26 protein-coding genes, 1 tRNA gene and 2 pseudogenes are annotated in these 24,664 nt (G+C 38.2%); 16 read left to right on the forward strand and 13 right to left on the reverse strand.

The window, feature by feature from the left end; all coding sequences use genetic code 11:
• Nucleotides 1-5 precede the first annotated feature (5 nt).
• The 3 genes from EA365_10070 to EA365_10080 all read left to right on the forward strand — a co-directional run bounded on the left by EA365_10070 (nucleotide 6) and on the right by EA365_10080 (nucleotide 1,805).
• Nucleotides 6-377: a diacylglyceryl transferase gene (locus tag EA365_10070; GenBank protein TVQ44459.1), complete on the forward strand. Its 372-nt coding sequence runs from the start codon at nucleotides 6-8 to the stop codon at nucleotides 375-377.
• A gap of 80 nt (nucleotides 378-457) precedes the next feature.
• Nucleotides 458-997, forward strand: coding sequence for a GTPase (locus tag EA365_10075; GenBank protein TVQ44460.1), 540 nt, complete (start codon nucleotides 458-460; stop codon nucleotides 995-997).
• A gap of 10 nt (nucleotides 998-1,007) precedes the next feature.
• Nucleotides 1,008-1,805 carry a DUF4388 domain-containing protein gene (locus EA365_10080; protein ID TVQ44461.1) on the forward strand — a complete coding sequence of 266 codons (798 nt, stop codon included), beginning with the start codon at nucleotides 1,008-1,010 and terminating at the stop codon, nucleotides 1,803-1,805.
• Here the strand turns inward: EA365_10080 and EA365_10085 are convergent.
• Nucleotides 1,802-3,601 carry an ABC transporter ATP-binding protein gene (locus tag EA365_10085; GenBank protein TVQ44462.1) on the reverse strand — a complete coding sequence of 600 codons (1,800 nt, stop codon included), beginning with the start codon at nucleotides 3,599-3,601 and terminating at the stop codon, nucleotides 1,802-1,804. The genes EA365_10080 and EA365_10085 overlap by 4 nt on opposite strands.
• A 59-nt stretch (nucleotides 3,602-3,660) precedes the next feature.
• Here EA365_10085 and EA365_10090 point away from each other — a divergent pair, with 59 nt between their 5' ends.
• The 3 genes from EA365_10090 to dndE are packed head-to-tail and all read left to right on the forward strand — an operon-like array spanning nucleotide 3,661 to nucleotide 5,508.
• Nucleotides 3,661-4,158 carry a DUF427 domain-containing protein gene (locus tag EA365_10090; GenBank protein ID TVQ44463.1) on the forward strand — a complete coding sequence of 166 codons (498 nt, stop codon included), beginning with the start codon at nucleotides 3,661-3,663 and terminating at the stop codon, nucleotides 4,156-4,158.
• Nucleotides 4,159-4,162: 4 nt separating this feature from the next.
• The gene (locus tag EA365_10095) at nucleotides 4,163-5,116 is read left to right on the forward strand and encodes an aldo/keto reductase (GenBank protein TVQ44464.1); all 954 of its coding nucleotides are present in this window, start codon (nucleotides 4,163-4,165) and stop codon (nucleotides 5,114-5,116) included.
• Nucleotides 5,117-5,124: 8 nt separating this feature from the next.
• Complete coding sequence (dndE, locus tag EA365_10100) at nucleotides 5,125-5,508, forward strand: DNA sulfur modification protein DndE (protein TVQ44465.1); 384 nt, start codon at nucleotides 5,125-5,127, stop codon at nucleotides 5,506-5,508.
• Between the two features lie 3 nt (nucleotides 5,509-5,511).
• Here the strand turns inward: dndE and EA365_10105 are convergent.
• Nucleotides 5,512-5,583: transfer RNA gene (locus EA365_10105), tRNA-Asn, on the reverse strand.
• A gap of 93 nt (nucleotides 5,584-5,676) precedes the next feature.
• Here EA365_10105 and trmD point away from each other — a divergent pair.
• The 5 genes and pseudogenes from trmD to EA365_10130 all read left to right on the forward strand — a co-directional run bounded on the left by trmD (nucleotide 5,677) and on the right by EA365_10130 (nucleotide 10,001).
• Nucleotides 5,677-6,366, forward strand: a complete 690-nt coding sequence (gene trmD / locus EA365_10110; protein ID TVQ44466.1) for a tRNA (guanosine(37)-N1)-methyltransferase TrmD — start codon at nucleotides 5,677-5,679, stop codon at nucleotides 6,364-6,366.
• On the forward strand, nucleotides 6,359-6,616 hold the full coding sequence (locus EA365_10115; protein TVQ44467.1) for a hypothetical protein: 258 nt from the start codon (nucleotides 6,359-6,361) through the stop codon (nucleotides 6,614-6,616). The genes trmD and EA365_10115 overlap by 8 nt, the downstream gene beginning before the upstream one ends.
• 259 nt (nucleotides 6,617-6,875) lie before the next feature.
• The gene (locus EA365_10120) at nucleotides 6,876-7,262 is read left to right on the forward strand and encodes a DUF4253 domain-containing protein (GenBank protein TVQ44468.1); all 387 of its coding nucleotides are present in this window, start codon (nucleotides 6,876-6,878) and stop codon (nucleotides 7,260-7,262) included.
• 29 nt (nucleotides 7,263-7,291) lie between these two features.
• Nucleotides 7,292-8,182, forward strand: a pseudogene (locus EA365_10125) (tetratricopeptide repeat protein).
• 13 nt (nucleotides 8,183-8,195) lie between these two features.
• On the forward strand, nucleotides 8,196-10,001 hold the full coding sequence (locus EA365_10130; GenBank protein ID TVQ44469.1) for an aspartate kinase: 1,806 nt from the start codon (nucleotides 8,196-8,198) through the stop codon (nucleotides 9,999-10,001).
• On the opposite strand, the gene EA365_10135 is transcribed toward EA365_10130, so the two are convergent.
• Nucleotides 9,985-10,902 carry an acyltransferase family protein gene (locus EA365_10135; GenBank protein ID TVQ44470.1) on the reverse strand — a complete coding sequence of 306 codons (918 nt, stop codon included), beginning with the start codon at nucleotides 10,900-10,902 and terminating at the stop codon, nucleotides 9,985-9,987. The two genes, EA365_10130 and EA365_10135, sit on opposite strands and share 17 nt — an antisense overlap.
• A gap of 66 nt (nucleotides 10,903-10,968) precedes the next feature.
• Here EA365_10135 and EA365_10140 point away from each other — a divergent pair, with 66 nt between their 5' ends.
• The gene (locus tag EA365_10140) at nucleotides 10,969-12,735 is read left to right on the forward strand and encodes a peptidase S8 (protein ID TVQ44471.1); all 1,767 of its coding nucleotides are present in this window, start codon (nucleotides 10,969-10,971) and stop codon (nucleotides 12,733-12,735) included.
• On the forward strand, nucleotides 12,732-12,953 hold the full coding sequence (locus EA365_10145; GenBank protein ID TVQ44472.1) for a hypothetical protein: 222 nt from the start codon (nucleotides 12,732-12,734) through the stop codon (nucleotides 12,951-12,953). The genes EA365_10140 and EA365_10145 overlap by 4 nt, the downstream gene beginning before the upstream one ends.
• 92 nt (nucleotides 12,954-13,045) lie before the next feature.
• Here the strand turns inward: EA365_10145 and EA365_10150 are convergent, their stop codons facing one another.
• The 6 genes from EA365_10150 to EA365_10175 all read right to left on the reverse strand — a co-directional run bounded on the left by EA365_10150 (nucleotide 13,046) and on the right by EA365_10175 (nucleotide 17,116).
• Nucleotides 13,046-14,146 (reverse strand): histidinol-phosphate transaminase, encoded by a 1,101-nt coding sequence (locus EA365_10150; GenBank protein ID TVQ44473.1) that lies wholly within the window; start codon nucleotides 14,144-14,146, stop codon nucleotides 13,046-13,048.
• Nucleotides 14,147-14,171: 25 nt separating this feature from the next.
• Nucleotides 14,172-15,005, reverse strand: coding sequence for a metallophosphoesterase (locus tag EA365_10155; protein ID TVQ44474.1), 834 nt, complete (start codon nucleotides 15,003-15,005; stop codon nucleotides 14,172-14,174).
• A gap of 12 nt (nucleotides 15,006-15,017) precedes the next feature.
• Entirely contained in the window at nucleotides 15,018-16,049 is a 1,032-nt protein-coding gene (locus tag EA365_10160) for an ABC transporter permease (protein ID TVQ44485.1), read from the reverse strand.
• Complete coding sequence (locus EA365_10165) at nucleotides 16,045-16,563, reverse strand: adenine phosphoribosyltransferase (protein ID TVQ44475.1); 519 nt, start codon at nucleotides 16,561-16,563, stop codon at nucleotides 16,045-16,047. Before EA365_10165 ends, EA365_10160 begins: the two co-directional genes overlap by 5 nt.
• Before the next feature lie 121 nt (nucleotides 16,564-16,684).
• Nucleotides 16,685-16,885, reverse strand: coding sequence for a hypothetical protein (locus EA365_10170; GenBank protein ID TVQ44476.1), 201 nt, complete (start codon nucleotides 16,883-16,885; stop codon nucleotides 16,685-16,687).
• A gap of 30 nt (nucleotides 16,886-16,915) precedes the next feature.
• On the reverse strand, nucleotides 16,916-17,116 hold the full coding sequence (locus EA365_10175; protein TVQ44477.1) for a hypothetical protein: 201 nt from the start codon (nucleotides 17,114-17,116) through the stop codon (nucleotides 16,916-16,918).
• Between the two features lie 181 nt (nucleotides 17,117-17,297).
• On the opposite strand from EA365_10175, the gene EA365_10180 reads away from it, so the two are divergent.
• A complete protein-coding gene (locus EA365_10180; protein ID TVQ44478.1) occupies nucleotides 17,298-19,574 on the forward strand; it encodes a DUF3488 domain-containing protein in 2,277 nt (758 codons plus the stop codon).
• Entirely contained in the window at nucleotides 19,571-21,331 is a 1,761-nt protein-coding gene (locus tag EA365_10185; protein TVQ44479.1) for a hypothetical protein, read from the forward strand. The genes EA365_10180 and EA365_10185 overlap by 4 nt, the downstream gene beginning before the upstream one ends.
• An 11-nt stretch (nucleotides 21,332-21,342) precedes the next feature.
• On the opposite strand, the pseudogene EA365_10190 reads toward EA365_10185, so the two are convergent.
• The 4 genes and pseudogenes from EA365_10190 to EA365_10205 form a co-directional block, all read right to left on the reverse strand.
• A pseudogene (locus EA365_10190) lies at nucleotides 21,343-22,520 on the reverse strand (transposase).
• Between the two features lie 525 nt (nucleotides 22,521-23,045).
• Nucleotides 23,046-23,549: a DUF2062 domain-containing protein gene (locus tag EA365_10195; protein ID TVQ44480.1), complete on the reverse strand. Its 504-nt coding sequence runs from the start codon at nucleotides 23,547-23,549 to the stop codon at nucleotides 23,046-23,048.
• Nucleotides 23,550-23,555: 6 nt separating this feature from the next.
• Nucleotides 23,556-23,846 (reverse strand): DUF2973 domain-containing protein, encoded by a 291-nt coding sequence (locus tag EA365_10200; GenBank protein ID TVQ44481.1) that lies wholly within the window; start codon nucleotides 23,844-23,846, stop codon nucleotides 23,556-23,558.
• Between the two features lie 25 nt (nucleotides 23,847-23,871).
• A complete protein-coding gene (locus EA365_10205) occupies nucleotides 23,872-24,189 on the reverse strand; it encodes a DUF2605 domain-containing protein (GenBank protein ID TVQ44482.1) in 318 nt (105 codons plus the stop codon).
• An 83-nt stretch (nucleotides 24,190-24,272) separates the two neighbouring features.
• Between EA365_10205 and EA365_10210 the strand changes: the two genes are divergently transcribed.
• Complete coding sequence (locus EA365_10210; GenBank protein ID TVQ44483.1) at nucleotides 24,273-24,620, forward strand: hypothetical protein; 348 nt, start codon at nucleotides 24,273-24,275, stop codon at nucleotides 24,618-24,620.
• Nucleotides 24,621-24,664 lie beyond the last annotated feature (44 nt).

Raw genomic sequence — 24,664 nt, forward strand, 5'->3', positions numbered from 1 at the left:
CGATTATGGCAATTAACACTCAAAAACTAACCAGTATTCTTCAAAACTTCGTGTCTAGTACTAGCGATGTTCAAGGAGCAGCAGTAGTTACACCAGACGGTCTCAGTCTAGCCTCTAGTTTACCAAGTGGGATGGATGAAGAGAGGGTTTCAGCTATGTCAGCTGCTATGCTTTCTCTAGGTGAACGTATCGGTAGCGAACTCAATAGAGGTGGAATTGACCGAATTTATGTAGAAGGAGATGAAGGTTACGGTATTTTAACTAGTTGTGGTGAAGATGCGGTTTTCCTCGTTCTTGCTAGTAAAGCAGCTAAACAAGGTGTTCTAATGCTGGAAATCAAACGATCCCTTAGCGAGTTGAAGCTAATTTTAAGTTAAATCAAGATTAAGAGAGTGTAATTAGAATAACTGTTTAATTTCACTCTCAGGAATAGCTTAATTTATTGGAGTTAATAGTTATGGAAATTATGCGCCTCGTCATTACCGGACCTGTTGGCGCAGGTAAATCGACTTTTATTCGTTCTATCAGTGAAATTACCCCTGTAGATACCGATCGCCGAGCTACAGACGAAACCATGGAATTAAAAGCTAAAACTACTGTTGCTTTTGATTTTGGTCGTTTACAATTTAGTCCCAATATGGCGTTACATCTCTATGGAACGCCAGGACAATCTCGTTTTGATTTTATGTGGGATATATTGATACGTAAAGCTCACGCCTATATGTTACTTATCCCTGCTAATCAACCAGGTCAATTTCTTAACGCTAGACGCATCATCAATTTTATGAACCAAAGAGCAGAAATACCCATGGTGATTGGCTTAACTCATTTAGATTGTCCCGGAGCTTGGCCGGCTGATAATATTGCCTTAGCTTTAGGATTTACCGACGAAGCGACTCGACCTCAGATAGTGATGGTTAACGCTACTAAAAAAGGCTCAGTAGCTCAAGCAGTCATCGTACTGGTTAAACAATTGTTACAAAATTGCGCCGTCTAGGGAGGAAATTATGACTATTACTGGCTATTTATCAGAATTTTCCCTAGCTGAATTGTTTCGGTTTTTAGATCAAGGATTGAAAACAGGTTTACTCACTCTTAAACCTCAAACCAATTCTCCCTATTATATCTGGTGTCATCAAGGTCGCGTAGTCGCCGCAGCAAAAAGTCTGACTGGTGATAGCTTGCTTTCGTTAATGCGCGATCGCAAAATGTTAAAAACCGTTCCCGAAGAAGAAATAATCAATGACAATAATCCCCTAGGGTTAACTCTTAAAGCTCACAATTTCTTAGACTCAGAACAACTGAAGATGCTGTTTGCGATCCAAGTAATGCGCAGTGTCTGTACCTTGTTTACTTGGCAAAATGCTTGGTTTGAATTTGATTCTGACGCGGAAATACCCCGATCAGAAATGACAGGTTTAAGCGCACCCGCGACAGAAATTACCCTAGCAGGTTTACGCACTCTCAAGGATTGGTCTGCTTTACAAGAAAAATTACCTATTGGTACTTCTTCTCTGATTAGTATTTTAGAAGGACAAAGCAAATTCCGTCTTAATCAAATAGAGTCTCAAGTGTGGGAATTTACCGATGGTGTGACCCCCCTTAATTCTATCGCTAAACAGCTAGATTTACCTCTAGAAACCATACAAAAAGCGGCTTTTGGCTTAATCGTCATTGGTTTAGCCGAAGAAATACCCATGGTAGAATTGACCAATGAAAATAATAATCTGGCTACAGATGATATCTCTAGTAGTTTAAGTCAATCTTTCTTAGAAAACTTGGTTCATTTTCTCGATCACGTTTAAAAACTCTGGTGACTGTGTAAGAGAGAATATAAACCATCTTGTTGTAGCAACTGTTCATGAGTTCCCACCTCCACAATACGTCCACCATCGAGGACAACAATTTTATCAGCTTCACGAATAGTACTGAGACGGTGGGCGATAATTAAGGTGGTTCGAGTTCCTAAAATTGAGCGCATCGCTAATTGGATCAACCTTTCTGACTCATAATCTAAACTAGAAGTTGCTTCATCGAAGATTAACACATCAGGATTAACAATTAACGCGCGCGCGATACCTAATCTTTGTCGTTGTCCCCCTGAAAGACGCATCCCTTTTTCACCTACAATGGTTTGATAACCTTCGGGTAAATCAGGGATAAATTCCTCCACGCGAGCGATCGCACAAGCTTTTTTAACTTCAGCAAAATTCGCCCCAGGATTACCATAAGTCAAATTATCCAACAAAGTCCCGTTAAAAACATCTACCTCTTGATGAACGATCGCCAAGCGTTTACGATAACCGGTGATATCTAGGGTACGAATATCTTGACCATCAATGAGAATTTTACCCATCAGAGGTTCAAAATATCTAAATAGTAGCTTAATCAGGGTTGATTTTCCCGAACCAGATCTACCTACTAAAGCGATGGTTTGACAGGGTTCAATCAATAGATTAACATCTGTGAGTACTAAGCGATTAGCATCATAACCAAAACCAACCTTACTGAACTCAATTTTACCCGTAAAGCGATAAGATGACTCTCTACCTTCAGGAATGACTAGATTACCACTATCTGTACCTGGGGGAAGTTTCATAAACTTATGAAAACGTACCATTGAAGCGTAACGACGCGCAAAAACTTCCGCTAATTGAGTTAAAGGATCTAATTCAGAATAAGCCATTAAAGAGATAGTAAAGGTAGTCACAAAATGACCTAGAGATATTTTACCTTGGGCTGTAGGAATAAGAGTAAATAGGAAAATTACAAAGATACAAGATTGTACCATTGTTCTGTGTACAGTACCCAATTTTACATAGCCCAAATGGATATTATAGACAACAAATTTTAACTCTCTCGTCAGACGTTCTTTTTGACGTTTTAATTCTCTTGCTTCTGTCGCAAAAGCTTTGACAGTTTTAATATTAGCGATAATTTCTGAAGTTCTACTCTCGGTATTTTCTATATGATTATCTAACAACTCTTCTTGTTTAATCAGAGTATTTAAATGAATCATATTAAAATAAAGAATAAAAACAAAAGAAAGTAAAAAAGCGATCGCTATTTGCCATTGTATGAGTAAAATAATCAGAAAAATTGCTATAACTCTAATCAATTTCGGTATAAATTGTCCGGCTATTTCAGGATAAGTCCAAGTATGATTAGATAATCCTTTGGCTAACCTTCCTGCTATTCTGCCAGGGTTATTTTCTTCATAAAAACTTAAAGGTAAAGTTAACACTTTCTCTACTGCTTTTTCTGAATAATCCCTGCGTGTATCTAGAGCAATTTTCCAATGAAACCAAGAACTAATCCAGGGTTGAATCGGTGCTCTTACCACACTAATGACAAAAATTAGCCCCGATAAAACAACTAAATTAGCTAACCTTAAATCACCGTTCACAAAGACACTGACTTGTTTTCCTAAAGCATTAATAGGTGTATCAACCACTTCGTTAGATAAAACATTAAGAATTTGTCCAATGGCATAATAAGTTCCCAAATCAATAATCTCAAAAACACTAGAAGCACCTATACTCAATAAAGCAGTATAGCGATAATTTTGATAATATGTTAACAAGTCTCGAAAGGAAGCCATAACCATTGCTTTTCTTAACTTTGATTAGTTATAATATAACAAATTTTAATTATTATTAAATGCTTAGACCAAAACCAATTAAACCAGAACCAGGACAAGAATCAGTCTGGGATTATCCACGACCACCACGTTTAGAAGCATCTGAACAAAAAATTCAGATAATTTGCCATCAAATCATTATAGCAGATACCCAAAAAAGTCAGCGGGTACTAGAAACTAGTCACCCTCCCGTTTATTATCTTCCACCTGAAGATATTCAAATGCAATATTTAGTCTCATCTCCAGGTCAATCTTTTTGCGAATGGAAAGGAACAGCCCAATACTATAGTATCGTTTTTCCAGATCAACAGATACCAAACTGTGCTTGGTATTATCCTAATCCAACTCCAGCATTTACCGCAATCAAAGACTATATCGCTTTTTATCCTAGTCTTATGGACGCTTGTTACGTTGATGGAGAAAAAGTCACACCTCAACCAGGAGGTTTCTATGGAGGCTGGATCACTAAAAATATTGTTGGACCATTCAAAGGAGGTCCAGGTACTTGGGGATATTAACATTATGCTTAATCAAACATCAAGACGCAACTTTTTACTAGCAGGACTAACTCTAGCAGGTACGATCGCTTGGAAAACTCAGCTTAAATCAGATAATCAACCCATCACCCCTATTCCTGAAAGAATCCTGGGGAAAACAGGAGTATCTGTCCCCATTTTTGGACTCGGAGGAGCAGGAAGAACACCCTTATCTCAAGCTAATAAAGAAACAGAAGCTAGAAAAATTATTGAAGCAGCTTTAGAAGGAGGTATCCGTTATTTTGATACAGCAGCTAGTTATGGGCCATCAGAAGATTATTTAGGTCAGGTTTTACCATCTTATCGTCAACAAGTCTTTCTCGCTAGTAAAACGGGAGCAAGGGATAGAGAAGGAGCATGGCGCAATTTAGAGCGATCGCTACAACGTCTCAACACCGATTATCTCGATTTATGGCAATTACACCACGTCTCCTTTAATCAGGAATTAGAGCAAATTTTTGGGCAAAATGGCGCAATCAAAGCCTTAGAAGAAGCTATAGACCAAAAAATCGTGCGTTTTTCGGGAATAACAGGACATCACGAACCCGCAGTCATTGCCGAAGCTTTAAGACTTTATCCTTTTGATACTACCTTAATTACCCTCAACGCAGCCGATATCCATCATCCCCGCCCCTTTAGTACAGGTGTTCTTCCTTTAGCTCAAACTCAAAATGTGGGGGTAATCGCTATGAAAGTACCCGCTTATGGTCGTTTATTCAAACCAGGATTACTCAAGGGAATGAGTGAAGCTATGGGATACTCATTATCCCTAAGAGGGGTTCATTGCTGTATCATTGCAGTAGAAAACGTTAAACAATTGCAAGCTAATCTAGAAGTAGCTAGAAATTATCAACCCCTAACTCAAGCTCAAATGGGAGAAATAGAGCAAAAAACAGCTCACGCTTGGGAAGATAGTAACTTTTTCCGCGCTTGGACATAAATATAACTATGCAACCACCAGTAGAAAGAATCAGATTATCACAAACAGCTAGAGACCAATTAGTTAAACTCAAAAGATATACTAAAATAGAGCAATGGAATATCTTATGTAGATGGGGATTTTGTCGCTCTTTAGCGGAGGAGACTATCCCCTCCCCTGTACCACTTCCTGCTGATAGCAACGTAGAATTAACTTGGCGAGTATTTGCAGGTGACTTATCAGACGCTTTAATTATCGCTTTAAAACAACGTTGTTATCAGGATGGTTTGGGTATAGACTCAGATACCCTCGCTCAACAATTTCGCCTCCACCTCCATCGGGGTATTGGTTACTTAGCAGGGGATATTAACCTCAAAAGTATCGAAGGGCTAATAACTGTTATGGATTCATAATAACTCCCCAGGCAGGATTCGAACCTGCGACCAATCGATTAACAGTCGACCGCTCTACCGCTGAGCTACTGAGGAACGTTGCTTTCTCAACCTTAACTATTATAACCACAAACACAGAAATTTAGCAAGAGTTTTGCCAATTTTTTTTGTAAGAAGGATTTCGCCTCTATGGAACTAGATATTATCACCCTGTTTCCTGATTTTTTTACCTCACCCTTGCATTCTGGATTATTAGGAAAAGCCTTAGCTCAAGCGATCGCCACAGTGAAGCTGATTAATCCGAGAGACTTTACCACCGATAAACATCATCGCGTAGATGATGAACCCTACGGAGGAGGAGTAGGAATGTTACTTAAACCTGAGCCGATTTTTGCTGCAGTAGAATCTGTAGAAATTATCGGTAAAAAACAGGTTATCTTAATGAGTCCCATGGGTCAACCCCTTAATCAACCATTACTCAAAGATTTAGCTAATAATTATCAGCAATTGATTATCATTTGTGGTCATTATGAGGGAGTTGATGAAAGAGTCAGTAATTTATTAGACTTAGAGGTATCCTTGGGGGATTTTGTACTCACTTGTGGAGAAATACCCGCTTTAGCTTTAATTAATGGGGTAGTCAGATTGTTACCAGGAACAGTAGGTAAAGAAGCATCTCTCAAGACAGAAAGTTTTGAAGAAGGTTTATTAGATTATCCCCAATATACACGTCCCGCTGTCTTCCGAGGTTGGGAAGTTCCCGCAGTTTTACGATCAGGTAATCATCAAGCGATCGCTAACTGGAGAAAAGAACAACAAATGGAAAGAACTCGCTCGAGACGTCCTGATTTATGGAAAAATTATCAAGAAAATGCTTAATCATCCTCAAGATATCTCTAGTTTCCTCGCCGGAAGTTTTCTCGAAAATAGAGTCATCAGATCTCTAATTATTTCCGAATCTTCACAAGTTGCTTTAGCTATTAATATTACTCAAGCAGAAAGTTTACCAGCTTGGGAACTTTTACGTTCTTTTCTTCCCCAAACTCAACCTTATCCTCTTATTACCCTAAGTTGGTCTGATGAAGACTATTTCTCTCGTTTTTATTATCAAGAAGAATCTGCGGATTAATAGTCATTACTAGCCCAGAAGCAATTATTAAACAACTAACAGAGGTAGATTTAGAAGCTTTTTTAGAACAACAAAGTCAAATATTATTTGACGATTATTTAGAAAATGGTCTGGATTATTCCCTAGAATTAATCAGATAAACTAAGGGAATTAGTCCAGAAAAAGCAGAAATAAACAAACTAATTAAAGCTAAGATTATTCAATCAGAACTAGAATTAGAAAAGTGGTTAGAACAATGGGAATTAAACAACTTTTTTGAATTAAAAAAAGCACAACTATTAACACAACTTATCTCAATTGGTTTGAAGAAAATAACCCAGATCCGTTAGATTTACTCCTCTTACCTACCCCCAATAGTTGGGAATCCCTAGGGTATCTACATTGGTACGGAGCAGGTACAGTAGGAACACCAATAGTCATGAAATTGTTACAAAAATGGCCTGAACAATATCAAGCACAGTTAGTTTGTCATTATGGCACAATGTTGCAACTATCATTAACTGAATCTCCCTCTAATCTAGATGAAGCTTTTACTTTAGCTTGGGTACAAATAGCGATCGCTCCTTGTACAGTTTTACTACCTGGAGTTAGCCTCAGAGAACACGATTCTAGCTTGATTAGGGCTAAAACGTTGGTTTTTGCATGAGAAACCTTAGAATGGTAAAATAAACATTAATAGTTTAATCGATAAAAGTGCCTAAATTTAATTGGATATTATCACTAATAGCTTGTACCAGTATAACTATGACTGTATCTCCAGTCCTAGGACAAGCTTTAATACCCTATAATCCCGAAGTCAACCCCGAACAAGCCGAAGACTTAGGAATAAGATTAACACAAGATGTTATCGAATTATTGCGTTTTGGCAGACCAGAATTAGCTCTCCCCAGAGCAGAATTAGCCACACAATTAGCACCAGAAAGGTTTGAACCCTGGTTAGTCTTGGGAACTATATATATAGAAGCAGGAGAAGTCGAAAAAGGGATAAACGCCTTAGAAACAGCCCAAAAATTAGCACCACAAGAAGGAAGTATCTTATTAGCTGTCGGCAGTGCTTATTTTCAAAAAGGGGATTATCGACAAGCAGTTAAAAATCTAGAAGCAGGTTTAGTATTAGAGCCAAATTCTATCCAGGGGTTATTTGAACTAGGTAACTCCCATTTAATGTTAAGAGAATTTGAACAAGCTATTAAAAGTTATGAACGATCCCTAGAAGTAGAGCCAGACTTTTGGCCCTCGATCAATAATATTGGCTTAGTAAAATACGAACAAGGAGAGGTAGAAACAGCGATCAGACTCTGGGAAGAAACCTTAGAATTAGACGATCAACAAGCAGAACCAATGTTAGCGATCGCTGTAGCGCAATATACCCAAGGAAAACAAGCAGAAGGCTTAGACTTAGGCAAACAAGCTCTATCCCTAGACAGCAGCTATGCAGACTTAGACTACCTAAGAAAAAATCTCTGGGGAGATATCTTAATCAAAGATACCATCGTTTTCCTAGAAGACCCAACTATGCAAGCTTTAATCAGTCGTTTACAACAAACATCAACACCACAGGAGTAAAAAACAAGAGTCAATGGCGCTAATTGTGCAAAAATACGGTGGTACATCAGTAGGCTCTATAGAACGCATCAAAAAAGTAGCCGAAAGAGTACAAAAAACCGTCAATCAAGGCAATCAAGTTGTAGTAGTAGTGTCCGCGATGGGCAAAACCACCGACGGGTTAGTTAGTCTAGCCAGAGAAATCTCAGATAATCCCTGTCGCCGAGAAATGGATATGCTCTTATCCACAGGAGAACAAGTCTCTATAGCCCTATTAAGTATGGCACTACAGAGTCAGGGACAACCAGCAATATCCCTCACAGGAGCACAAGTAGGGATAGTGACAGAAGGAGAACATAGTAAAGCTCGTATTCTCGAAATTAGAAGAGAAAGAATACAACGTCATCTCAATCAAGGAGAAGTAGTAGTCGTAGCAGGATTTCAAGGAATCAGTCAAAGCAACGATTTAGAAATAACCACCCTAGGAAGAGGAGGATCAGACACCTCAGCAGTAGCTTTAGCAGCATCACTACAAGCCGACTTATGCGAAATATATACAGATGTACCAGGAATACTCACCACCGATCCTCGTATCGTACCAGAAGCACAATTACTCAGAGAAATCACCAGCGATGAAATGCTAGAATTGGCTAGTCTAGGTGCAAAAGTACTCCACCCCAGAGCAGTAGAAATAGCTCGTAACTATGGAGTACCCCTAGTAGTAAGATCTAGTTGGACCGATGATCCAGGTACAAAAGTAATCTCACCCTTACCTCACTCGGTATCTCTACAAAACCTAGAACTCAATCGCTCAGTCAACGCGGTAGAATTCGACCGAGATCAAGTCCAGATAGCTATATTACAGATACCAGATAAACCTGGAATAGCAGCTAGTCTCTTTGGGGAAATCGCTAGACAAGGATTAGACGTAGATTTAATCATTCAATCTATCCACGCCGAACAAACTAATGATATCGCTTTTACCGTGGCGGCAAAAATGAGTGAGCAAGCAGAAGCAGTAGCTAAAGGAATCACCCCTATCCTACGCAGTGCACCAGAAAATAACCAAGAAGCAGAAGTAGTCGTAGAAGAAAAAATCGCTAAAGTAGCCATTACAGGAGCAGGAATTATTGGACGTCCCGGAATAGCAGCCAAAATGTTCCAAACCCTAGCTAGTCAAGGTATTAATATTAAACTGATCTCCACCTCAGAAGTAAAAATGAGTTGTGTTATCGCAGCAGCAGAACTAGATAAGGCGATCGCCAGTTTATGTCAAGCTTTTGAGGTAGAATCTTCCCAAGTGAAAACACCTGAGTTGGCAACTTCTCCTAATACTATAGTACGAGGCGTGGCTTTAGACCTGAAACAAGTTCGTTTAGCTATTCGTCAAATTCCCGATCAACCAGGAATGGCGGCTAATCTTTTTAACCTTCTGGCTCAAAACAATATTAGCGTCTATATGATTATTCAATCTCAACGGGATGACTTTAAAGAATCAAAACGAACCCGAGATATAGCCTTTACCATCGCTGAAGATGACCTAGAATTAGCTAGTCAAATTTTAGCTGAATTTATTAACCAGATGGGTTGTCCACCCTTAGCAATTGATAGAGAAATAGCTAAAGTCAGTATAGTTGGTTCAGGCATGATTGGAAATCCTGGAGTAGCAGCTAAATTTTTTACAGCTTTAGCTCAAGCTAATATTAATATCGAGATGATCGCTACCTCAGAGATAAAAGTTAGTTGTGTAGTGCCTAAACAAGACGCTGAAAAAGCCTTACGAGTAACCCATAGCGCTTTTGGTTTAGGAGGAGAAACTAGAATTAATATTCCCGCTTAGTTTTCTCCTCTCTAACTAACTGATCAAGCTGTTGTTGCATCAGTTGACAAACCAAATCATAACATTGATTAACATATTGCTGATCACGAGCAGCTTGTTCACCATATTTAGCAAACACAATCGGTGGACAAACCCTAGTATGTAACTGTATGGGTAAAGGAATATTCGGTAATGGACCAATACCAATCCCCCAAGGTAAACCCAAATAAATAGGAAAAACTTCTAAATCTAGATTAGTTAAATTCAGTAATCCCCATTGCTCTAATTGCTGCAGTTGAGGGTAAATATCACCTAACACCAATAAAGTGGCATGAGCACCATAACAGATAAAGGGAATAATAGGCAACTCATATCGTAAAGCTAATTTGATAAAAGCACGATTACCAGCAAAATAAATAGAATTTCTTAAAGCATAAGGACGAAAAACATCTCGAATACCACCAGGATAAATTAACAAACTAGCACCACGATTTAAAGCAGCGATCGCCATACGGGGATGAGCTTGAATTGCGCCAACTTGAGTAGCCAGACGAGCAGATCCAGGTAAAAACTTCCAGACACGAGCATCCATGAGACCATAGGTGAGTTTTTCTGTCCCAAAACGTCGAAACCAATCATAAATCATCATCGACATATCAGGAGCAGCTAACCCACCATTATGAGAGCCAATCAATAATACTTGTTGATCTTTAGGTATGTTTTCCCAACCATCAGTTTTAACCCGAAAGTAATAACGATAAAACCAACCGTATAAGCGTAATAATTCGGCAATCACCCGAGGATCGCGCTCATCTAGAGACCAACCCGTAAGGGTATTAGGGGTAGCTAAACTAGCTTTGAGATATAAATTAGCACAGGTGCTAATAACCTTACTTAGTTCTTGAATCGCTTTAATATCCATAACTAAAATTAGAGACTAAGCTATGCTAGTAATTAGACTCGAAAATAGCAATTAAAGTAGGTGTCTATGCGTAAACTACTAATCCTAGTATTGTTTTTAGTTGGCTTAGGATTTGCTCTAGCTAACTTTCCCGGACTAGCTAAACAGGGAGAATTTGACTCTATTGTACTCAATTTCCGTGAAGATTTGCCCAAAACCGAAATTAGAGACAAAATTCAACTTCTCTCAACCAGATATAACCAAGAGATTAATCTCAACAGTGTTTTTAGCATCGAAGATAATATTTACATTCTTCCAGGGGATAAACAATTAATTAAAGCCTTGCGTAACTCTCCCCTGAAACAACTTACCGAATATATCGAGCCTAATTATGTTTATCATACTTTAGAAGTGCCAAACGACCCCGATTATAGTAAACAGTGGAATTTGCGTAGCATCAACGTTGAACAAGCTTGGGATGAAACCAAAGGAGAAGGAGTCGTAGTCGCTGTCATCGATACAGGAGTAACCAGAGTACCAGATCTCCAACAAACCGAATTTGTAACAGGTTATGACTTTATTAATAATCATACACGAGCTACTGATGACGTAGGACATGGTACACACGTAGCAGGAACGATCGCCCAATCCACCAATAATAACTATGGAGTAGCAGGAATAGCCTACCAAGCCAAAATCATGCCCATTAAAGTACTTGGTATAGGTGGTGGGACAGTGGCTGACATCGCTGAAGGTATTCGCTTCGCTGCTGATAACGGCGCACAAGTCATTAACATGAGTTTAGGTGGCGGTGGTGAAAGTAAACTGATGGAAGAAGCGATTAACTATGCTTATGACAAAGGAGTGGTCATAATCGCTGCCGCAGGTAATGCTAATCAAAATGCCTCTTCTTATCCCGCGCGTTATCCTAAAGTCATTGGTGTTTCTGCTTTAGACGCCGCTGGTAATAAAGCCGAATACTCTAACTTTGGTGCAGGAGTAGATATAGCAGCACCAGGAGGAGGAAAAGAAGATAAAATCCTGCAAAATACCATAGATCCTCAGACAGGTAAATCTGTGTTTATAGGTTATCAAGGTACAAGTATGGCAGCACCTCACGTCGCAGGGGTAGCAGCAATGCTCAAAAGTGTAGGAATTGAAGATCCCGGCGAAATACTCAGTATCTTAAAACAATCTGCTCGCAAAATTGACCCTGATCCTCTCAATGAATATGGTGCAGGACAATTAGACGCAGGAGCAGCGGTAAGATTAGCCTTACGAGGACAATTGAATTTCCGTGACTTCTTCCGTTGGGTAAGAGATAATGGCTATCTCAATCCTCGTTTTTGGATTGATGGTGGCGCAGTTGCTTTACTACCTAAAATCGCGATGATGCTAGGTTCTTATCTTTTAGCTTGGCTATTGCGTTACTATTTTCCCTTTGGTTGGAGTTGGTCTCTCAGTAATGGCTTGATTTTTGGTAGTTCTGGTTTATTCTTGTTAAGAGGTTTCTATATCTTTGATTTACCTCAATGGCCATTTCGAGTCATGGGTAGTTCTCTAGCTGAGTTGGGGAATGCGATTCAGGGTACACCTGAGTTAAATCCCCTCTTTGCTAGTGTTTTGATTCCCTTTTTATTGATTGGCTTATTATCAGGTAATCCCTCAGGTAAATTGTTTGCTATTGGCTCTAGTCTAGGTATGACCGTAGCTTTAGGTGTAATGGCTTTCAGCTCCCCCCATCTCTGGTTACTTGGTTCAGGTGCGATCGCTTCTATTTTCCTAGGAGTTAACGCTTTACTCTGTTTTGGCTTAGCTTATCTCGCTAGTCAAGGAGAACAACAAACCTTATGACTATCAAAGTAACTGGAACAGTAATGTATCAAGATTTAGGGGTAGGAACTTGGGCTGTAATTACCCCTAATCAACAAACCTATGAACTTAAAGATCCTCCCACTCCTTTACGTCAATCAGGATTAAAAGTAGAGATAGAAGGAGTAATCAGAGAGGATATCATGACTATAGCCATGATTGGTCCTGTCTTAGAGGTAAAATCTTTTCTAGTTCTCTAGCGCTACTTGACAAGGGAGAAGGGAGACGGGAGACTTCCGAGTATGATATATAGGAATAATAACCCCTTAAACCTAACTCCAAACTCCTTTCCCTACCTTAATAATTGGGCAAAATTTTCTAAAGTTCGATTATTTTCTGCGGGAGTACCAATAGTAATCCTTAAGCCACCTTGTGTATGACGGATAAGAGTACCCTTGCTTTTGAGATCTTGACTAAATTGTTGTAAATCTAGTTGGGGTGCACGCAAATAAATAAAATTAGCGGCACTTGGGAAAATGTGAAAATGGGGGTATTCTGCCAGATTTTGGGCTAATCTCTCTCTTTCTCTGATAGTTTCGGGAATAGTCCCTAATAACTCTTGACGGTGGTTGAGAGCAAGATTAGCTGCGGTTTGAGAAAAGGTGGGTAGATTATAGGGTAAACGAACTTTTTCTAAAATACTGGTAAATTCAGGTGAGGCGATCGCATAACCAAGGCGATGAGCAGCTAAACGAAAAGCTTTAGAAAAGGTGCGCAAAATCACCCAATTAGGATACTGGTTGATTTTAGTTACTAAACTGGTTTGACTATACTCAAAATAAGCCTCATCAATAACCAGCAAAACCTCTGGAGGTAAACTTTCTAACCAATCTATCTCAGCAGGAGTTACCAGGTTACCCGTAGGAGAGTTAGGATGAACCAGAAATATAACGCGAATGGGTGGAGTTGAATGAGTCTCTAAAGCTTGTTGGGCTGCACCGAGATTGAGAGTAAAATCATCTTGTCTAGGAATGGTGGTGACAGGAATAGCTAAAGTTTTAGCGATAATCTCATACATAGAGAAGGTAGGATTAGCCACTAAAATTCCCCCTGCTCCTCCTACACAGGTAGCGATTAACAAGGAGCGAATTAATTCATCAGAGCCATTACCTAAAGAAATCTGAGCAGGTGTAATCTCTCTTAACAGGGGTGAGGCTGATTCATTGACGTAATCGGCGATCGCCTGTTTTAACTGATGATGACTCCCATCGGGATAACGATTATTTTCTATTTGTTGCTGATATAACCAAGACAGTTTAGCTATCAATTCTGGTGGTAAATCATAGGCACTTTCATTGGTATCTAATCTATCTACTGGTTGAGAGGAAATTCCTCCAGGATGGGGAGTATAACTGCTAAAGGTAGCCAAATCGGCACGAATGAAGCCCACCATATTTTACTTGATTTGTAAACTGTACTTATTCATTTTGACTGATTAAGGTAATTACCGTCAATTCTGGTGGACAAAATAACCTCCCTGGAAAGTAAGTACCTAAACCTCTATTCACGTATAATTGATTACGCTGGATTTGATGCCATCCTTGAGCCCATTGCCAATTTTTGAGCACATTTTTACATTCTTGTAAGAAGGGTATCCAGGGATGTACATAACTTGGGGTTTTGCTTTGCAATTTTTGAATCACTAAAGGTGCTGGTCCTAAGCCTGGTAATACTATTTGTCCACCATGTGTATGACCAGATAATTGTAGGTCAACTCGCCAAGGTTTAAGTATTTCTGCTGTATCAGGATTGTGTGAGAGTACTAAACGAGGAACATTATGATCTAATTGTGTTAATACTTTAGCTGGGTTAAATTCTGTTGACCAATAATCAGCTAAACCGACAATGGGGAAGTTATCACCAAAGGGGTAAGCAATTTCATTCCAAAGTACCCTAATTCCTATCTTGGTTAATGCTTGGGTGATCATCTCCGAAGATTCCCTATAGTGGATATCATGATTACCCAAAGACGCGTAAATTCCCCATTTACTATCTAGGGTTTTCAGTCTTGCAGCTAAATCATGAATAGGAGTAGGATCGTCGGTGACATAATCTCCTGTTAAGAAGATGATATCTGGTTTTTCTTGATTGGTTAAATAGATAACTTCTGATAATTCTGACTCAGAGAGACGTAACCCGTCATAGTGAAAGTCTGATAGTTGTACTAATTTAATTCCTGAGAGGGAAACAGGTAAATTAGCGATCGCCAGAGTTAATCTTTCTATCTTTAATGCTTCACTCCACACCACGATTGACTCCTAAAATTATTGTAGGTTATCTAGACGAATACGAGGATCTACAAATTTTAACAACAAATCCGCTAAGAGGTTGCCAATAATCAACATAGTTGCACCCATCATTAAACTAGCCATCACCAGATACCAATCTTTAGCTTGCACCGCTTGTAAAATTAAGCGTCCGGTCCCGGGCCAATTAAAGAAATACTCAGCGATAAAAGAACCACTTAGCAAACTAGCAAATTCAAAACCTAACAGGGTAATCAACGGGTTAATAGCGTTGCGCAAAGCGTGAACATAGATTACTTTATTTTCTGGTAAACCTTTAGCGCGGGCTGTTTGGATATAATCTTGTCGCAAAACATCTAGTAATTGTCCCCGAGTCAGACGTTGTAATCCCGCAAAACTAGTTAAACTCAAGGCTAAAGTAGGTAAAAACATATGCCAAAGTAGGTCAACAATTTTACCTATGGGGGTTAATTGGTCATGATTAATACTAGTCATTCCTCCTACGGGTAATAAAGGGGAGGTAATTTGGGCTACGAATAATAATAGTAAAGCGGTAATAAAGCTAGGAAATCCTTGACCGAGATAACTAATCACTCTGAGTAGTTTATCAATGATCGTGTTTTGTTTAACCGCACTCACGATACCTAAAGGAATAGCGATCGCCCAGGTAACAAAAATTGAAGCTACTGCTAATAATAGGGTAGCTTGCAACCTTTCTCTAATTAGTTCTGATACAGGTCTAAAGTAAACGAAACTCTCACCAAAGTCAAATCGCGTCACTACTCGCCATAACCAATAGAAATATTGTTCTACAGGGGATTTATCTAAGCCAAATTGAACTTTAAATCTTTCTAGAGTTTCAGGTGAAATTTGTAAATTTTGTTCTACTAGAACATCTAGATAATTACCTGGTGCTAGTTGAATAATGCTAAAACAAAGAATTGAGGCTAAAAATAAGCTCAACAATCCTTGTAATAGTCTTTGTACTACATAAAGGAAGTTTTCGTTAGTTAAGATTGAGTGAGTAGTGCGAGTCAGAGTCACGTTAATATTCAACCAGAGTCATTACGGGAACATTGGGTAATTTATTACGCCCTTGTAAATCCGTTAACTCAATGATAAAACTAAAGCCTAACAATTCACAACCTAGGTGTTGTAGTAAATCTGCTGTAGCTTTAGCTGTTCCTCCTGTAGCTATTAAATCATCAACAATCAAAACTTTTTGAGCAGGGGCGATCGCGTCTTGGTGAATCTCTAACTTATCGCTACCATATTCTAAATCATATTCAATTTTATGTACTGCTGCTGGTAACTTTCCTGGTTTACGTACGGGAACAAAACCGGCATTAAGATGATAAGCTAAGGCAGGACCAAAGAGAAATCCTCTTGATTCCATACCTACGACATAATCAGGATTTTGCCCTAAAGATTGGACTTTTTCGGCTAAAGCATCAATGGTATAGCGCAAAGCATCAGCATTATTGAGTAAGGTAGTTATATCACGGAAGACTATCCCTGGTTTGGGGAAGTCAGGAATATCTCTGATTAAGGATTTTAGGTTCATTCTTTAACTAGTTTGTTTTTTAGTCACTATTTTAGACCAAAAAAATGATACCCTTCTCTGATTGAGAGGGGCATATTTTTGATGCACATTTTTCTTTTAATTATATATTATTTAATTGTAATTAGCTTAAAGAAGCATGAGAGCGATCGTAACTTTGACGGAAACTAGAATTAGGTTTACCTTGGATATTGCTCCAGTAATCGTTTCCTTCTAAATCTAAACCAATCTCACTAGCTGCACGATTGAGCATAGATTGTTGACGGTTTTTGATATTGTGATGGTGACGCATCATTAAGATTCTGGCTTTATTTTCACTAGACATGATTTGTTTCTCCTTAAATTTGTGGTTTGATTAGCTTAAAGAAGCATGAGAGCGATCGTAACTTTGACGGAAACTAGAATTAGGTTTACCTTGGATATTGCTCCAGTAATCGTTTCCTTCTAAATCTAAACCAATCTCACTAGCTGCACGATTGAGCATAGATTGTTGACGGTTTTTGATATTGTGATGGTGACGCATCATTAAAACTCTGGCTTGATTTTCGGTGGACATGATTTTTTTCTCCGTATTGTTTTTTATCTCTACTACTATATATATCATAAAAAACTGTAAAAATTGATACAGAAAACAAAACTTAATGTTTTAATTGCTTGACATTGTTCCCCAAAAAGTAGTGTTAGTCAGTAAGGAGTTTTGGGCATACTGAGATCAGAGATTCCTATCTTTAGCAATCATGACTAGCAGTACAATCAAAAAAATTCCCGCATTTAAACAACTGTGGGAGAGACTAGAAAGTCTTCCCCAACCCAAAACAGAAGAATCCATAACCCTACGGATTTTAGTCCAAACCTTAGTAATTGTAGGAATCATCGCCACTGATGTCGCTTCAGGAAGACAGATGAGTATCTGGGCAATTCCTTTAAGTATTATTGGGGCTATCTGGAGTTGGCGTCAGCGTCGTAAACGCAATATCATGGTTAAGTTTCTTCTAGCTGTGGGGATGATTCTAGTTTTGTTCCTCTTTTTCGGTAATCTCGTAGAAAGTTTAAACGATACTAGACTAGTCCTAGCCGAACTCTTAATTCAGTTACAAGTATTACATAGTTTTGACTTACCTAGACGGAAAGATTTAGGTTATTCTATGGTGATTGGGTTAATTTTATTAGGAGTAGCCGGTACTGTCTCTCAAACCTTGAGTTTTGCACCACTATTATTTATCTTCCTAGTGATTGCTTTACCCACCCTGAGTTTAGACTACCATTCTCGCTTAGGGATTAAACCAGAAAAAACAGGTAATAGTAAATCTAAACAAGCTAAACTACCCTTAAAAGGCAAAGATTATCGCAAATTTGGCTACTTAACCCTAACTATCTGCACGTTAGGCTTAATTATCTTCGCTATAATGCCTCGATTTTCAGGTTATCAGTTGCGTACTTTTCCTGTAGATAGTCCTGAAGGTTTCCAAAACAGACAATTTGAGTTAGAAAACTCTGTAGTAATTAATCCAGGATTAGACACAAATGGACTAGGTAGAAATGGACTAGGTAGTAGTCAATCACCAGAAAGAGGTCCAGGAGAGGTAGATGTAGAATTTTATTACGGATTTAGTAATAGGATGAATCAAAATCTTCGCGGGAATATGACACCTAAATTGTTGATGCGTATTCGCTCACAAGCGCGGGGTTTTTGGAGAATGCTAGCATTTGACCAGTATAATGGACAAGGGTGGGAAATATCCCGAGAAGACAACACAGTTAATATTACACGTCCTCATTGGTCTTATCGTTTTTCCCTACCCATTAATACCAGTTTAGGTGATACCAAGTCAATTGTACAGACTTACAGTATAGTATCGGATTTACCTAATATTATTCCGGCTTTGTCTTATCCCCTTCATTTATTTTTCCCTACCCGAGAAATCGCTATGGATAGTGAGGGAGGATTACGATCGCCTTTTTATCTGATGAAGGGTTTAACCTATACAGTCATTTCTGAAGTTCCTTATCGCAATCGTACTGTACTCAGAGAAACTTCCCAAGAGTATCCACCACAAATAAGCAAATATTATCTACAAATACCACCAGAGATTAAACCAAGAGTCAGAGAAAAAGCCGAAGCTTTATTAGCTAAATCACCCAATCCTCTGACTTCACCCTATGAAATAGCTTTATATTTAGCCCAAAGCTTAAAACAAGAATATAGTATTCAACCTGATTTACCCTTTTTTGAGGAAGGAGAAGATTTAGTTGAATCCTTTTTATTCCGTTATGAGGGAGGATATCCCGACCATTTCGCTACAGTTTTAACCATGATGTTACGTTCTTTAGATATACCCGCGCGGTTAACTGTAGGTTTTGCACCAGGCAATTTTAACCCTTTTACTGGTTATTTTCTAGTATATAATACTGATGCTCAAGCTATGACAGAGGTTTATTTTCCACAATATGGTTGGTTTACCTTCGATCCTATTCCTGGTCATGAAATTGTCCCTCCATCCTTTGAAGAGGATAACACTTTTGGGGTTTTACGAGATATCTGGGATTGGGTAGCGGGTTGGTTACCTTCTCCTGTTACCGCTTTTATCAAAAACTTCTTTGAAGCTGTTTTCGGTGGACTCTATAAATTCTTTACCTGGATTTGGGGTTGGTTTTCTAGTACTATCATTGGGTTTTTAGTTGGGGTATTGTCTTTGATTTTATTGAGTTTCATCGCGTGGTTAGGTATAGATCAATGGCGCAATTGGCGTAAACGTCGTTATCTAGCTAAACTAGCACCTATGGAGAGATTATACCGACAAATGCTCAATTTACTACAAGAGAGAGGTTATCCTAAACATCCGGCTCAAACAGCCCTAGAATACGTCAAAATAGCTAAAGAATCCCAAAAACCCCAAATGGCTAAAATTGTTGAAGAAATTTCTCTAGCTTATGTACAATGGCTTTATGGAGGCTATACTCAAGATTTAGCTTATCTTCATCAGCAATTTAAGCTACTCAAAACCATCAAATGAAAAGATTTCTGACTCTGTTTTGTTTAGTACTTTCTCTCCTAGTGATTGGGGGAAGTTTGAAGTTAGCTAATCAAACCACAGAGTTAGCTTCTGTAGTAGTGGATGGAGAAGTAATCTTTAACCTTAGAGGTGGGGATCAAGCTTTAGTAAGAGCAAAAATTGCTAATCAACTGATTCAAGAGACTATAAAGGAAAAAAAACCCCCTAATTTTCGGGTTATTCCTCTAGAAAATCAAGCTATTCTGCAAATTATACCAACTAACCAGAATTTATTAATCGTTACTCCTGAAGACGTGGTTAACGAGATAGACGCTGTTAGTCAAGCTAAATTGTGGGGCGATCGCCTACAAATCTCTCTCGAAAAAGCGATCGCCCAGCGTAGTAGTAAAGAAATCTGGCGTCAACTAACTTGGACTAGCGGATTAATCATCCTGACTCTGTTATTGAGTTTAGGATTGTTAAAGGTTTTTATGCTTATTTCCCCAAAATATCATTGTTGGATCTATTTAGCTTTAGGGAGTTTATGGACGGTTATACTTATCTATAGCAGTAGTTTATTTCCCCAATTACGTAGTTGGCGTTATCAATTGTTACAGTTTTTACAACGTACAACCATATCAGGGTTTTCTCTGTGGGAAATACTGTTATTATTAGCTACTTTGTATATCTATAGTTTACTGTTACATCAGATTCTTAAAGTCTATCAACCTAAGTTAATCAAATCTTTGGGTATTTTATTGGAGTTAAGTACTCATCTAATTGGTTGGGCGATTATAGCCCAATTTTGGGGACTAGAATTGGGTTTAATTATCTTAGGGTTGGGGTTACTAGTTTTAGTCATAGCTAATCAATATTCTAGTAGTTTGATTATTAATCTTGAACAACCTTTTCAAGTGGGAGATTTAATCCAAATAGATGATTTAATTGGTACAGTGGTAGCTATTGGTTTAACCAATACTGAAATAGCTACTTCAGAGCAAACCCAAGTAATTATACCTAATCAAAGATTTATCTCCGAAACTTTTACCAATTGGACAAAAAGAGAAAATACACCTCTGAGATTAACTATTCCTATTGCTGTTAGTTATGGTACAGATATTAAGAAATTAAAATCTGCGTTACTAGAAGCGGTTAAAAATCATCCCGATGTTTTAAATTCACCGCGTCCTGTGGTTTTTTTTGAGAAATTAGAAGCAGAGTCTTTACAATTTCAGTTATTACTCTGGATTGAAGCTAAAGAGAAACAATTACAAATAAAAAGTGAGTTGCGTTTTCGCATTGAAGCGAGTTTACGTCGTTATCAGATTGAATTAACTAAATACCAACAAGATATTTATCTCAAATCCCTTCAAATCGAACAATGGTTTAAAGCTTGGTTAATACAGCAAGGTTTTAAGGCTTCTCATCTAGACATAGATGAAGATGCTCAGGTAGAATTAACTGATACCCCAATAGCGGTTAACTCCTGGTTAGAAACAATTACTCTCGAAGAGATCAAAACCATAGCCCAAGCTATGCGTAACTCAGGAGGATTACTAATTAAAGAACATCAGGAAAAGATGAATATCTACCCCTATTCTTTTAAAGGATCTCAAGGGGTGGATTGGTTGGTTAAAAATTATCACTGTAACCGCAACGAAGCGATCGCCCTCGGACAAATTTTAGTGGAAAAAGGTATCATTCATCATGTTTTAGATCAATATACCTTTCTTGATAGTCCATATTTATATCGTTTTTATAGTGATGAAAAACTTTGACGCTCACCACCCTAAAAGTGCGGTGATTCTTGGTTCATTGTAGATACTTGCTCTGACAGAATTGCTTCAATCAAAGTAGAGGTTTCTACTCCCCAAGCTTGATTTAAAGATTCCCTGCGCCGGTACTTAATCCCTTCTTGAAAATGTTGATTGCTGCGTTGACATCTCTATCTGCTATATAGCTACAATGTGGACATTTATGGGTTCTAGTGGATAGAGACTTTTGAACCTTTTTCCCACAATTAGAACAGTTTTGACTAGTGTTATAAGGAGGTACAGCTATTACGGCTTTTCCATATTTATAAGCAAAATATTCTAACCAATGTCTGAAGGTTGTCCAAGCAACATCATTTATACTTTTGGCTAGTTTAGATTTAAACATGTTCTTCACTTTTAAGTCTTCATAGGCTATCAAGTCGTTAGACTGAACAACACGGAGCGCTACTCTCTTAGCAAACTCTTCTCGCTGTCTATTTACTCTTAAATGTTTACGAGCATATCTATTTCTAGCTTTTAAGTAGTTTTGGGATTGTGGTTTTCCTTTACGATATTTTTTTGATTTCTTTCTATTTAGTCTGTTGAGCTTCCTCTCAGCTTGACGAGAGAATCTAGGATTTTCTACTATATCCCCATTAGCATCAGCATAAAAGTACTTTAAACCAACATCTAGACCAATAGTCTTTTTAGTAGGTTCAAGTTGTTTTACTGTATCCCTAGGGTCTAATTTAAGGCAGAATTGAATATAATAACCATCACTTCTTTTTACGATACGGACTCGTTTTATTTGCTCTGGTTGATAATAGTTTAAATCAGGTGAGCATATTAATTTAAGAGTACCAATACCTTTTTTATCGGTGAATGTTATACGCTTCCTATCTTCTGATAGCTTCCAACCAGACTGTTTATACTCAACAGAGCGATTGTTCTTTTGGAATTTAGGATATCCCTTTTTACCTTTAACTTTGTTTTTGCAGTTATCAAAGAACTTATTTACGGCGATGAGTACCCTTTCTACTGCTACCTGACAAGCTGTAGAGTTAAGCTGTTCGACAAACTCGAACTCTTTTCTTAATGCTGTTGAGTAGCGGAATAAAGCTGCTTTACCATTATCCTTATTATCTATCCAATAGCGTAGTGTTTTGTTTCGGACAAATTGCAGTGTCCGAATTGCTCCGTTGATAGGTGACATACTCCTACACCGAATCAAAGATTACGCTGTAGGAGTATGTCACATCATGTTCGATTAATTAATGATTTTAAACTTTTTCCTTGACACCTTCTTCTTTTTCTTTTGCAAGAGTGCGCCTTACCTCACCTTTATGATTTGCCAGAACCGAAAAATTGTTAACTTTTGTTACGAAAGTGTCGCCATAACTCTGGTCTCTGTTATATTAAAAGTAGGCACAAAGGAAGTGAGAAACAAAGCTTCCTACTAAGTTAGAAGGTTAAAGCAAGTGCCAACTGCTGTTAACCAACACAATAACAATCCAAGCCTGAGTAATGTAATGGTGCTCTCTATCTGAGCTGACCAGGAAGGAGCAAGGGTAGAAACACAATCAACGCCTGAATCGGCTGAGTGGTTTGTTAAATGTATCGTTGAGTTATTGTGTGTTCAATGTAAACCTTAGTAAGTTAAAGTCAATCTAGGAGTCAAGTATCATATTGTTTGTACAACATTCATAAGCCCACCTTTAAGGACAAAAGGTGGGTTAAATTATTGGAATTTTTCTTGTCTGCGAGTTAAAATATTCAAAGTAATAAAGTAAGTAGCAATAGAAGCAACTAAACCCACAGTAAAACTACCAATAGAAAGACTGAGCAGAATATCTGAGCCTAAATCGATTAATTTAGACCAATCATCGGTTAACTGAAATTCAGGACCACCAAGAGAATAACGTCCTTGGATAAATTGACCTATTTTAAAATTAAAGAAGAAAAGGGGGCCATAGGTTAGGGGATTGCTAACCCATGTTCCCAAAGCCGCAGCTAGCTTATTTCCACGTAGTAGAAAAGCTAAAACAATCCCGACAATCGTCTGAAAACCAAACCAAGGAAAACAACCAGCAAATACTCCACAAGCAAACCCACGAGCAATTACTTTAGGATTACCTTCAAGACGAAGCAAGCGTAAATAGTAATAACGGAAGGTACGTAAACATTTAAGTCGTTTCTGTCTAGAGTTAAAAACCCTGGATTGTTTTCTGGTTTTGTTATACATTGAGTCTTATTCTTCGGTTTGTTCTTGATTAGGTTGACCTGGAGAAGAATCATAGAGAGCATCTAGTTTTTGTCTTGCATCTTCTACAGATACTGAACGCATAACTAACAAGGGTTCTTTGATTACTCTTCCTTGATCATCGATTAACTCAGGATGACTCACTACTGTTTCTTTAGTTTTAGCCCGAGGGTATTTACGGGTAGAGTCATAGCTAACATTAATCAAACTGCGGATTAAATTGCTAATAGCGAGAAAAGCAATGACGGTAAAAGCCATAATATATAAAATATGCAACATTTGTCTATTCTCCGTTGGTTTAATTTTACTGATTTTTTAAAGAACGCCATTTCATGGCTACTTGCCAACATTCTGTAACTAACTGATGCCATGGTACTAACATTGATGCTTCAATACCTACCTGAGCATTAGTGGCTTTTAGTAACATTTGTGCGGTACTAACCTCTTGTTGACTTTGTTTAACTCTTTCTAGTAGTTCTGCTTGTTCTCGGGCTGATAAAAAGGTAATTTGTTCGGTTTCTAAAAAAGAACGCGATCGAGAAAACCAGTACTGGAAATCTTCCAAGAGTGGTTCTAAAATTTCCTTAAGCAATTTGTTTTCAGTGGGTTGGGAAGAAGACATCTTTATTTAAAATAGTTTACTATCTTTATCTTTATCTTAGCGCCTTTTACAAAACTTTACATAAATTCATAATATCTTAATAAATGTTGACTCACGACCCTCGTAATCCTCAAATTATTTTACTGACTACCTTTTTGCTGTTAGGAGTAATCACCAGAGATTGGAGTCTGAAGCTAGATTTAATCGCAGTATTAGTGGTAAGTACTCTAAGTACACAAGTTATTTGTGCGTGGGTGACTAAATCAGAAAAACTCAATTGGCGTAGTGCCTTAATTACTAGTTTAAGCCTAATTTTACTATTACGTGCTAATCATTATACAACCATGGCGATCGCCGGATGCCTAGGGATTAGTAGTAAATTTTTGTTACGCTTTAACCAGAAACATATCTTCAATCCCGCCAATTTTGGCATAATAAGTACTTTAGCTTAACCGCGAGAAGCCTCAAGCTTTATTTTCTCAAATAAGCGTGAGAT

The sequence above is a fragment of the Gloeocapsa sp. DLM2.Bin57 genome, assembly GCA_007693955.1.
Lineage (GTDB): Bacteria > Cyanobacteriota > Cyanobacteriia > Cyanobacteriales > Gloeocapsaceae > Gloeocapsa.

What these genes read in the sequence shown, in the direction of transcription:
- EA365_10090 (TVQ44463.1), top strand. Translation starts at nt 3,661, where the DNA reads ATGCTTAGACCAAAACCAATTAAACCAGAACCAGGACAAGAATCAGTC.
- EA365_10130 (TVQ44469.1), top strand. Translation starts at nt 8,196, where the DNA reads ATGGCGCTAATTGTGCAAAAATACGGTGGTACATCAGTAGGCTCTATA.
- trmD (TVQ44466.1), top strand. Translation starts at nt 5,677, where the DNA reads ATGGAACTAGATATTATCACCCTGTTTCCTGATTTTTTTACCTCACCC.
- EA365_10200 (TVQ44481.1), bottom strand. Translation starts at nt 23,846, where the DNA reads ATGTTGCATATTTTATATATTATGGCTTTTACCGTCATTGCTTTTCTC.
- EA365_10175 (TVQ44477.1), bottom strand. Translation starts at nt 17,116, where the DNA reads ATGTCCACCGAAAATCAAGCCAGAGTTTTAATGATGCGTCACCATCAC.
- EA365_10195 (TVQ44480.1), bottom strand. Translation starts at nt 23,549, where the DNA reads ATGTATAACAAAACCAGAAAACAATCCAGGGTTTTTAACTCTAGACAG.
- EA365_10095 (TVQ44464.1), top strand. Translation starts at nt 4,163, where the DNA reads ATGCTTAATCAAACATCAAGACGCAACTTTTTACTAGCAGGACTAACT.
- EA365_10150 (TVQ44473.1), bottom strand. Translation starts at nt 14,146, where the DNA reads ATGGTGGGCTTCATTCGTGCCGATTTGGCTACCTTTAGCAGTTATACT.
- EA365_10135 (TVQ44470.1), bottom strand. Translation starts at nt 10,902, where the DNA reads ATGGATATTAAAGCGATTCAAGAACTAAGTAAGGTTATTAGCACCTGT.
- EA365_10170 (TVQ44476.1), bottom strand. Translation starts at nt 16,885, where the DNA reads ATGTCTAGTGAAAATAAAGCCAGAATCTTAATGATGCGTCACCATCAC.
- EA365_10080 (TVQ44461.1), top strand. Translation starts at nt 1,008, where the DNA reads ATGACTATTACTGGCTATTTATCAGAATTTTCCCTAGCTGAATTGTTT.
- EA365_10115 (TVQ44467.1), top strand. Translation starts at nt 6,359, where the DNA reads ATGCTTAATCATCCTCAAGATATCTCTAGTTTCCTCGCCGGAAGTTTT.
- EA365_10180 (TVQ44478.1), top strand. Translation starts at nt 17,298, where the DNA reads ATGACTAGCAGTACAATCAAAAAAATTCCCGCATTTAAACAACTGTGG.
- EA365_10165 (TVQ44475.1), bottom strand. Translation starts at nt 16,563, where the DNA reads ATGAACCTAAAATCCTTAATCAGAGATATTCCTGACTTCCCCAAACCA.
- dndE (TVQ44465.1), top strand. Translation starts at nt 5,125, where the DNA reads ATGCAACCACCAGTAGAAAGAATCAGATTATCACAAACAGCTAGAGAC.
- EA365_10205 (TVQ44482.1), bottom strand. Translation starts at nt 24,189, where the DNA reads ATGTCTTCTTCCCAACCCACTGAAAACAAATTGCTTAAGGAAATTTTA.
- EA365_10185 (TVQ44479.1), top strand. Translation starts at nt 19,571, where the DNA reads ATGAAAAGATTTCTGACTCTGTTTTGTTTAGTACTTTCTCTCCTAGTG.
- EA365_10075 (TVQ44460.1), top strand. Translation starts at nt 458, where the DNA reads ATGGAAATTATGCGCCTCGTCATTACCGGACCTGTTGGCGCAGGTAAA.
- EA365_10145 (TVQ44472.1), top strand. Translation starts at nt 12,732, where the DNA reads ATGACTATCAAAGTAACTGGAACAGTAATGTATCAAGATTTAGGGGTA.
- EA365_10085 (TVQ44462.1), bottom strand. Translation starts at nt 3,601, where the DNA reads ATGGCTTCCTTTCGAGACTTGTTAACATATTATCAAAATTATCGCTAT.
- EA365_10070 (TVQ44459.1), top strand. Translation starts at nt 6, where the DNA reads ATGGCAATTAACACTCAAAAACTAACCAGTATTCTTCAAAACTTCGTG.
- EA365_10140 (TVQ44471.1), top strand. Translation starts at nt 10,969, where the DNA reads ATGCGTAAACTACTAATCCTAGTATTGTTTTTAGTTGGCTTAGGATTT.
- EA365_10210 (TVQ44483.1), top strand. Translation starts at nt 24,273, where the DNA reads ATGTTGACTCACGACCCTCGTAATCCTCAAATTATTTTACTGACTACC.